Origin of the sequence: Phyllobacterium sp., assembly GCF_037994425.1 — a bacterium.
In the GTDB taxonomy this organism is placed as follows: Bacteria; Pseudomonadota; Alphaproteobacteria; order Rhizobiales; family Rhizobiaceae; genus Phyllobacterium.
This window is the reverse complement of the sequence record NZ_JBBNAM010000415.1, coordinates 1-4,621: the sequence shown is the minus strand read 5'-3', so window position 1 is coordinate 4,621 and position 4,621 is coordinate 1. Positions and strand designations below refer to the sequence as shown.

Annotated in this window: 4 protein-coding genes; 2 read left to right on the top strand and 2 right to left on the bottom strand. The window is 58.8% G+C overall.

All coding sequences use genetic code 11. The features are described from left to right. Positions 1 to 445, bottom strand: a 445-nt coding sequence (locus AAAB35_RS27090; RefSeq protein WP_340671430.1) for a YcgN family cysteine cluster protein, incomplete at its 3' end; no start/stop codon positions are given. Positions 446 to 709: 264 nt separating this feature from the next. On the opposite strand from AAAB35_RS27090, the gene AAAB35_RS27085 reads away from it, so the two are divergent. Both AAAB35_RS27085 and AAAB35_RS27080 read left to right on the top strand, forming a co-directional pair. Continuing rightward, positions 710 to 2,878, top strand: coding sequence for an OmpA family protein (locus AAAB35_RS27085; protein WP_340671429.1), 2,169 nt, complete (start codon positions 710 to 712; stop codon positions 2,876 to 2,878). Between the two features lie 151 nt (positions 2,879 to 3,029). Further along, a complete protein-coding gene (locus AAAB35_RS27080) occupies positions 3,030 to 3,554 on the top strand; it encodes a TIGR00645 family protein (protein WP_340671428.1) in 525 nt (174 codons plus the stop codon). Between the two features lie 110 nt (positions 3,555 to 3,664). Here AAAB35_RS27080 and rpoD read toward each other — a convergent pair. Next, a partial coding sequence (gene rpoD / locus AAAB35_RS27075) for an RNA polymerase sigma factor RpoD (protein ID WP_340671427.1) occupies positions 3,665 to 4,621 on the bottom strand: 957 nt, incomplete at its 5' end.

Below are 4,621 nucleotides of genomic sequence, written 5' to 3'. Positions count from 1 at the left end.
CTTCCAGCGTCATCATGTGACCGAAATAATCCTCGTCGCTCTTCATCTCGTGGTCATAGGCAGTGACTTTGCCGCGTACGGATATGCCGGCGTCGTGGACGGTTTCCGCACTTCCAGATATCAGCGGATGCCACCAGTAAAGATCACGGCCCTCGTCGATCAGGCGATAGCCGCATGTTTCAGGCGGCCAATCGACGGTGCGGACGATCTCGGGAGTCAAGAACACGCAATCGGGCACCTTCGCCTTGCGGTGTACATAGTCCGAGCATTGGCAGGTACCGGCATCGAGAAGGGTGCAGGCAACGGTGGTGAAATAGATCTCTTCAGTATCTTCATCTTCGAGCTTGTGCAGGCAACAGCGGCCGCAGCCGTCGCACAGGCTCTCCCATTCGGAGCGATTAAGCTCATCCAGGGTTTTGATCTTCCAGAAAGGTTCAGCAGGCATGCGCTGAAATACATCGCACCGAGTGCCGCGTCCATTCTTAAAAGATGAACACCAGATGAACGGCCCCTTCACGGCACATACAGGCAAAGGCTGCAAACGTGGCCGGGATCAGTTCGGTCAACGTCGGGGCCGGACGCATTGCCATCGGCAATGGAAACTCAACGAAGATCGCAATGGACAATCCGTTGCCACAAACGGGAACAAGGTTGCGATCGCGAACATTTGACGTGTTTCAACAAGAAGGAACGCGAGACAGGGATGACAATGAAACGTACAGCGCTCTTTTTTGCCTCCACAGCAATTCTTTTCTCCTCTCCCTCGGCCATGGCCGAGCAGGCTCCGCTCAATCGGCCCTACATTTCATCCAATTCCAACACGCCGCTGATTCTGGCGCAGGCCGAACAGGCGGCGCCAGCGCAGGAAGATCCCGCGCAGGAGGAATTGAAGCGCAAGGCCGTGCAACAGGCGGAAGAACAGGCAAAGCAGCAGGCTGACGAGCAAGCGAAGCAGCAGGCCGAAGAGGTCAAGCGCGCTGCGCAGGCCGAGGCCGAAAAGGCAGCCGAGCAGCAAAAAGCCGTTGAAGAAGAGGCAAACCGCAAGGCCGCGGAAGATGCCAAGGCCGCCAAGGCCGCGGAGGCGGAAGCCGCCCAGCAGGCCGAGGAAGCCAAGCGTGCCGCCCAGGCTGAGGCTGACAAGGCTGCCGAACAGCAGAAGGCCGTTGAGGAAGAAGTAAAGCGCAAGGCGGCTGAAGAAGCCAAGGCGGCAAAGGCTGCCGAAAAGCAGGCCGCAGAAGATGCCAACAAGGCAAAGCGCGACGCCGAGGCCGAGGCCAACAAAACAGCGGAGCAGCAAAAAGCGGTAGAGGAGGAAGCGCGAAAGAAAGCCGCTGCCGAGTCCGATGCCGCAAAGGCGGCCGAGCAGGAAACGGCAAAGCAGGCAGAACAGGCCAAGAAGGCGACTGAACACGAAGCTGCGAAGGCCGAGGAAGCGCAGAAGGCCGCCGAGGAGGACGCGCGCAAGAAGGCGGAAAGCACACAGAAGGCCGCAGACAAGCAGGCGGAAAAGGCGGCAGAAGATGCCAGGAAGGCCGCGGATGAGGCTGCAAAGCAAACCCAGCCCGCGACCGAGGCGCCCGCAACGGCCGACAAGCCCGCCGGTGAAAAGCCTGCAACAGCGCCTGATCAGGCGACGGGCGAAAGTACGCCCGCCAAGCCAGCCGATACTGCAACCGGCCAGCAAGCAACGCCCGCGCCTGCGGATGCCGCTCAGCCAGCCCCACAGGAGGCGTCCCCCCTCCCAGCAAACGCTGCACCAGTTCTCGACAGCGACAAGCCGGCTCCAGGAACCGAGGCGAAGGATCGGGGCCAAGGCAAACGCAACACCAAATCCGAGCAGGCGGGACAGGCTCCCTCGGCAACGGAACAGCCGGTTGCCCAGCAGCCGGAAACACCGGCTGCCCCGGCTCCCAAGAGTGACGCAGACGTGCAGCAGGCGATCACGCCGATTAAGATCGAACCCGTGCTCGTTGAAAAGGGCACCCGTATCAAACAGGCGCGGCGCGACGAGCGGCCGGCCGATGTGCAGGTGATCAAGCAATATGACAATCGCGCCATCGTCGAGGTCAACAACAATGTCTTCGTCGAAAGCTCCGATCGTCCACGGATGACCCGCAACGCCCAAGACGTCTACTACGAAGACCTGCCGCGTCGCCGGACGCGGGAGACCATCGTCCGTGACAATGGCGTGCAGATCGTGACAATCCGTAATCGCTACGGCGATGTCATCCAGCGTTCGCGTATCACCCCGGACGGACGCGAGGTGTTGTTGACCTATGCCCCCGACTATGACCGTGAGGAGCGGATCACTTGGCGCGATCCGGGCGACGACCTGCCACAGCTACGCCTCGACATTCCGGTGCGCGATTATATCCTCGATGCCGAGGAGGCCCCTGAGGAAGAGGTCTATGACTTCTTTGCCCGCCCGCCAGTCGAGCGTGTCGAACGCATCTACTCGGTCGACGAAGTCAAACGCTCGGCGCGCATTCGCGACAAGGTCCGCCGCGTCGATCTCGATACGATTACCTTCGCCTTCGGGTCGGCGGAGATTGGCGAGGACCAGATCGAGCGCCTGGATAGCGTTGCCAAGGCGATGGCACAAACTCTGAAGAAGAACCCGGCCGAAACCTTCCTGATTGAGGGCCACACCGATGCGGTGGGTTCGGACCAGGCAAACCTCGTCCTGTCCGATAAGCGTGCAGAATCGGTGGCGCAGGCACTGACCAACGTCTTTGACATCCCGCCGGAAAACATGGCGACGCAAGGCTATGGCGAGCGCTACCTGAAGATCAGGACGGAATCGCCCGAGCAACAGAACCGCCGTGTTGCCATCCGCCGCATCACGCCGCTCGTCGCCCCCGTCGCCAGCAATAATTGATGGGCGTACAGCCGTGAAATAAAAACCCGGGCGATTGCCCGGGTTTTTTGTCGTTGCGGGTTGTGTTCGCAACCTTGATTGCTATGTGTTGGGCTGAACCTCATTTCACTATCTATTGGCTGAGCCCAGTTCGTAAAATTGGACCCACACTATGAAACGTATTGAAATTCTCGTTGAAAACATCATTCTCGCCTCGCGCTGGCTGCTGGTGGTCTTCTACCTCGCCCTCGCCCTCGCGCTCGCGATCTATGCGTTTTCCTTCGGCGGAAAACTAATCGATTTCGTCACCAAGGTCACCGTTCTCGATGAAACCGACACGATCCTGAAAATGCTCGGACTGATCGATGCGGCGCTCGTCGCCAGCCTCGTCGTCATGGTGATCATTTCCGGTTATGAGAACTTCGTCAGCCGCTTCGACCAAGCGGATGAGGTCCATTGGCTCGGCACGATCGATGCAGGATCGCTGAAGATCAAGGTTGCTTCGACCATTGTCGCCATATCCTCGATCCATCTCTTGCAGGTCTTTCTCAACCTCACACAGTTCAGCACGACACAATTGACCTGGTTCACGCTGATCCACCTTACCTTCGTGTTCTCGGCGCTGTTCCTTGCCTACATCGACAAACTGATGGTGAAGGACAAGGGCGCGAAGCAGTCCACCGAGCCGTCGCTTTAGCGTCGAACGGAACAGGCCGGCGACCTCCCCGTCGTTCAATACACCACCAAGCGCAAAGCAAAACGGGATGGGTTTTCACCCATCCCGTTTCATTTTATCAACCCAACAGATTAGCTGTCGAGGAACGAACGCAGCTTACGCGAACGGCTCGGATGCTTGAGCTTGCGTAGTGCTTTAGCTTCGATCTGGCGAATGCGCTCGCGCGTGACCGAGAACTGCTGGCCGACTTCTTCGAGCGTGTGGTCGGTGTTCATGCCGATGCCGAAGCGCATGCGCAGCACGCGTTCTTCACGCGGTGTCAGCGATGCGAGAACCCGCGTCGTCGTATCGCGCAGATTCGCCTGGATGGCGGCGTCGATCGGCAGAAGCGCATTCTTGTCCTCGATGAAATCGCCGAGATGTGAATCTTCTTCATCCCCGACCGGCGTTTCGAGCGAAATCGGTTCCTTGGCGATTTTCAAGACCTTGCGCACCTTTTCGAGCGGCATGGCGAGCTTTTCAGCAAGTTCTTCCGGCGTCGGCTCGCGGCCGATCTCATGCAGCATCTGGCGCGATGTACGGACGATCTTGTTGATCGTTTCGATCATGTGCACGGGAATACGGATCGTGCGCGCTTGATCGGCGATCGAACGCGTGATCGCCTGGCGAATCCACCAGGTCGCATAGGTCGAGAACTTGTAGCCGCGACGATACTCGAACTTGTCGACTGCCTTCATCAGGCCGATATTGCCTTCCTGGATGAGGTCGAGGAACTGCAGGCCGCGGTTGGTGTATTTCTTCGCAATCGAGATGACGAGACGCAGATTGGCCTCGACCATTTCCTTCTTGGCGAGCGCGGCTTCGCGTTCGCCCTTCTGCACCTGGTTGACGATGCGGCGGAATTCCGAGATCGAAATGGCGGTTTCCTGCGCCATGTTCTGGATTTCCGTACGAAGGTTCTTGATCGTGTCCTTCTCGTTCTTGGTGAACTCTTTCCAGCCGCGGGTCGTGAGGTTGGAGACGGCCTTCAGCCAATTGGGGTCGAGCTCGTTGCCCTGATATTCTTTCAGGAAGTCTTCGCGGCGCAC